Origin of the sequence: Streptomyces sp. NPDC058964 (genome assembly GCF_042741275.1) — a bacterium.
Lineage (GTDB): Bacteria > Actinomycetota > Actinomycetes > Streptomycetales > Streptomycetaceae > Streptomyces.
Genome location: NZ_JBHYKH010000600.1, coordinates 1 through 5,078 on the forward strand (window position 1 = coordinate 1; position 5,078 = coordinate 5,078).

At 76.3% G+C, this 5,078-nt stretch carries 2 protein-coding genes; both read left to right on the forward strand.

The features are described from left to right. The first annotated feature begins 285 nt into the window (after nt 1-285). Entirely contained in the window at nt 286-4,005 is a 3,720-nt protein-coding gene (locus tag ACFW2E_RS41185; protein WP_384475546.1) for a trypsin-like peptidase domain-containing protein, read from the forward strand. 127 nt (nt 4,006-4,132) lie between these two features. After that, the coding region (locus tag ACFW2E_RS41190; protein WP_384475549.1) for a bifunctional riboflavin kinase/FAD synthetase at nt 4,133-5,078 on the forward strand (946 nt) is incomplete at its 3' end.

Here is a 5,078-nt window from a genome sequence, read left to right on the forward strand (position 1 = left end):
CTCCGCGGCTCCCCGCGCCTGGGGGGGGGGTGGCGGGGGGGGGGGGGGGGGGGGGCGCGGGGGGGGGGGGGGGGGGGGGGGGCGCGCCCCCCCCCCCCCCGGCCCCCCCCCGCCCCCCCCGGTCCCCCCTCGGTTCCCCCACCCCTAGGGTGTATCCACCCGCCACCGCCTATTCACCCGACCGAGCAGGCGCTCGGAGTGAACCGGGGGAGCGGAAGGGGGCGCTTTCACCGCTCGATCTGTCCCGCTGATCATTCCGCACCTACCGTCGAAGGCAGGGCACGGATGTACGAGCTGGGAGGTTCGACCATGGCGGTAAGGGGCCCGCGGACCGGGGGCAGCCGCCGGCCGGCCGGCGGTGCGCGGGAGGCGGCGGAGGGATCGAACGGCCGAACCGACCGGTCCCTGGACGAGTGCCTGGTGCAGATCCGCGACCTGGCCGGCCGTCCGCGCGGCACGGGCTTCCTGGCCGACCACCACGGCACGCTCGTCACCAGCCACGAGGCCGTCGACGGCCTGCCCCGGCTCGTCCTGCACGCCGCCGGCGAACGCACCTGTCTCGTCGCCGCCGACGCCGTCACCCCGCTGCCCGCCCTCGACCTGGCCCTCGTCCGCACCGAGGGCCTCGGCCTGGACCCGCTCCCGATCACGGTGCGGGACCGGATCGGAACCGGCGCATATGTGCGGATCGCCGCCGGCCGCTGGCGCGAGGCCCGGGTGCTCGGCTCGGCCCAGGTGACCTACGCGGCCACGGACCGCTTCCATCTCCTCGGTGACGCACTGGAGTTGGCGATCGGCACGGCGGGGCGGGACGCGCTGCGGCTGGGCGGCGGGGCGGCCGGGGGACCGGTGCTCGACGCCGAGACGGGTGCCGTGCTCGGCGTCCTCGGCACGGCACTCCAGTCGGGCCGACGCGACGCCGGTTTCGCGGTGCCGCTGCGCTCCCGGGCCTCCGGCTCCGCCAGCACGGAAGAGGCCTCCGCCGATCACGGTCCGCTCGCCGAACTGCTCGCCCGCAACGCCGCGACCGTGCCCGCCTACGGTGCCGACCTCAATCTGGCGGGGGTACTGGAGCTCACGGCCACTTCGGTGGGACAGGACGGGCCGCCGGGAGCGCTCGCCGGGTACGTCGGCCGCGCCGGGGCCGCCGGTCCCGGCCCGGTGGAGCCCGTCGAACGGGGCGAGACCGTAAGGGAGTTGGCCGCCTTCGCCGCCGGCCGCGGCACCGTGCTCGGCCTGGTGGGCCCCCCGGGCAGCGGGCGTACGACGGAACTCGCGGCCCTCGCCGCCCGCCGCAACCGCGGGACCGCACCGGCACCCACCCTGTGGCTGCGCGGCGCCGACCTCGAGGACGACGACGGCTCGGTGGCGGACGCGGCGCGCCGGACCCTGGAACGGGCCGCCCGTATCGTCGCCGCCTCCCGTTCCCTGAGCCCCGACGACCTGGGCGACCTCACCCCGGAGCGCCTCGCCCGCCTCGCCGGACGGGCCGGCCGTCCCCTGCTGCTCCTCCTGGACGGACCGGAGGAGATGCCACCCGTCCTCGCCCACCACCTGCGCGAGTGGACCGAGGGGACAACGGCCTGGCTGCGCGCGACCGGCGCGCGGCTGGTGGTCGCGTGCCGGGAGGAGTACTGGGAGAGCGCCGGGGCGGAGTTCCCGCGGGAACTGCTGCACCCGTACGGCCCCGACGACGACCCGTGCCCCCTGCCGCCCCACGTCCAGCTGACCGACCTCACCGCCGAGGAGGCCCACCTGGCCCGCGCCCGCTACGGCGTGCCCGACGGCCTCCTCACCGACCGCGACGCCCGCCACCCGCTCACCCTCCGGCTCCTCTCGGAGGTCCGCGCCACACTCCCGGACGCCCCCGAGGCCGCCGGCCTCGACCGCCACGACGTCCTCTCCGCCTACCTCGACCTGATGTGCCTGCGCATCGCGGTCCGGCTCGCCGCCGAGAACGGTCTGCGCGGTACGGCCGTCCGCCGCCTCGCGGCCCGGGTCTCCGGGCAGGTCCACGAGGCCGCTCGGCGCAGCCTGGGCGCCGGCCAGGGCGAACTGGACCGGGAGACCTTCGAGGCGGTGTTCCCCTGGGGACCCGCCCCGGCGCGGCTGGGCGGTGGCTCCGGCTGGGCCTCCGCCGTCCTCACCGAGGGCCTGCTGGTTCCGGCCGGAGGTGGCTACCGCTTCGCCCACGAGGAACTCGCCGACTGGATCCAGGGCATGCACCTCGACCTGGACGAGGCCCTGGACGCCCTGGTCCACCGCCGCCGCGCCCCGCAGGGGCCCCACCTCCTACCGGTCCCGCACCACCGCGTCGGACCCGTCCTGCAGGCCCTGCTCCTCGTCGCCCGTCAGCACGGCGCCCGCCGGCTCGCCCGCCGTATGGAAGAGCTGATCCACGCCCTGGACGCCGACCCGTCCGCCTGGTGGGCCGCCCGGCTGCTCTCCCAGGCCCTGCTGCGGGTGCCGGACGCGAAGCCGTACACCGACGTGCTGCGTCTGCTGGCCGACCGGATCGTCGCCTGGCGCCGCCGACAGCGCCCCGTCCCGGCCGAGTTCGGCCCCTCCTTCTGGACCGGCCTGCACCTCCCGGAATCCCGGCGCTTCGACCTGCTGCGCCGACTGGTCCTGGCCGACGAGGCCCCGCCCGAGAACGGCGGGGCGGCCGAGGACACGGCACTCGCGGGCTGGCGCACCAGGGGAGGCCGCCGTCCCGGGACCGGCGTCCGCCAGACCGGGGCCCCGGCGGCACTCCCCGGCGGCGCCCGCCACCCCGGCCCCACCGCCCGGCCCCACACCACCCGCTACCTCGACGCCGTGGCCCGGCTCCTCGCCGCCGAGCCCACGGCCGTACAGCCGCACCTGACCCGTTGGTTCGACGACGAGCGGCCCCTGCCCGCGACGCCGTACGCCACCGTGGCCACGGCCGCGCAGGCGCTGTTGCACACCCACCGCCACGGGGCCCTGGACGAACTCACCGAGGTGCTCGTGGGCAGCGCCCACCGACGCGCCGACGAGCTCCTCGCGGTGCTCGCCGAGGACGAGACGCCCGCCGTCTGCCGCGCGGTCGACCGCTGGGCGCACGACGAGCGGCCCGCCCGCCGGGTCGCCGCGGTGGCGTACGGGCTGCGTGCCGCACCCCACGTCGGCACCGAGGCCGACCGCGAGCTGCTGCGCTACGCCGCCCTCGCCCTGCTCGCCCGTCCCGCCGACTCCAGCCTGCACGGCGGCGCACTCGCCCTCCTCGTGCGCGACCCGCACACCCGCGCCCGCCATCTCCCCCAGGCCCTGCGGCACTTCGCGTCCGGCGACCCCCAGTTCCCGCCGAGCGCCCTGGTCCCGGCCCTGGTCACGCACCCGGACCCGGTCCTCGACGCCTTCCGGGCCCGGGTGCGCGTCGGGCCGGACGCGGGGGAGGCCCTGCGCACCCTCGCCGAGGTCACCACTCCCTCGCTCGCCCGCCGCGTCGCCGCGCTCGTCCGCGAGGCCGTGGAGCTGCGACCGGAGGCCGCGGGGCATGTGGCGGCCTACGTCGACCGCGGCCTCGACCAGGGCCCCACCGCCCGGGCCGTTCTCCTGCCGCTGGTCACCGGCCTCCTGGAGGTCGGCTCCGAGCGGGTGCGGGCGGCCCTCGCGGCCGTTCTCGGCACCCCCGGCACCCCCGCCTCCCGCCCCCTGCGGCGGGAGCTGGTGGAGTTCCTGCTGACCCACGAGCGCGACCCCGCCGTCCTGGACGCCCTGCTGCACGCGGCCGCGTACGCCGGCGACGAGGACGACGACGCCCTCTGCGACCTCGTGCACCGCACCGGCCTCCTCCTCGTCCGCACCCCGGACGGGGCGACCCGCTTCGACCGGGGCCTGGTCGACCTGGGCCGCCACGTCCCCGGCTTCGCCGCCCTGATGGCCCGCTGGCTCACCGACACCCCGGAGGAGTGGTCCGCCGTGGTGGGGCCCAGCACACGACGCATGATCGGGAACCTGGCGGGCGTACGGGTCCCCGCCTGACCCCGGCTCCGCACGTGCGCCCTGTCACAGCCCCCATGCCGATGCCGGACGGCGGCGCACGGCATGGCACCCTTAGACCTGCGTAACAGGTCGGTAGACACGGACACGGGTTCGAGGAGCGGTCACAGTGCAGCGCTGGCGTGGCTTGGAGGACATCCCCCAGGACTGGGGGCGCAGCGTCGTCACCATCGGTTCCTACGACGGAGTCCACCGCGGCCACCAGCTGATCATCAAGCACGCCGTGGACCGGGCCCGTGAGCTGGGCATCCCCTCCGTCGTCGTCACCTTCGACCCGCACCCGAGCGAGGTCGTGCGCCCCGGCAGCCACCCGCCGCTGCTCGCTCCGCACCACCGGCGCGCGGAGCTGATGGGCGAGCTGGGCGTGGACGCGGTGCTCATCCTCCCCTTCACCACCGAGTTCTCGAAGCTCACCCCCGCCGACTTCGTGGTCAAGGTCCTGGTCGACAAGCTGCACGCCAAGGCGGTCGTGGAGGGCCCGAACTTCCGCTTCGGGCACAAGGCCGCGGGGAACGTCGACTTCCTCACCGAGCAGGGCAAGGTGTACGACTTCGAGGTCGAGGTCGTCGACCTGTACGTGAGCGGCGCGGCGGGCGGCGGCGAGCCCTTCTCCTCGACCCTCACCCGGCGCCTGGTCGCCGAGGGCGACGTCGAGGGCGCCCGCGAGATCCTGGGCCGACCACACCGGGTGGAGGGCGTGGTCGTGCGCGGCGCCCAGCGCGGCCGCGAACTGGGCTTCCCGACCGCCAACGTCGAGACGCTGCCGCACACCGCGATCCCCGCCGACGGCGTCTACGCCGGCTACCTCCACGTCGAGGGCGAGGCGATGCCGGCCGCGATCTCCGTCGGTACGAACCCGCAGTTCGACGGCACCGAGCGCACGGTGGAGGCGTACGCGATCGACCGAGTGGGCCTCGACCTGTACGGGCTGCACGTCGCCGTCGACTTCCTGGCCTTCGTACGGGGGCAGGCGAAGTTCGACACGCTGGACGCGCTGCTGGACCAGATGGGCGAGGACGTCGAGAAGTGCCGCGAGATCATGGGGGGACAAGCCG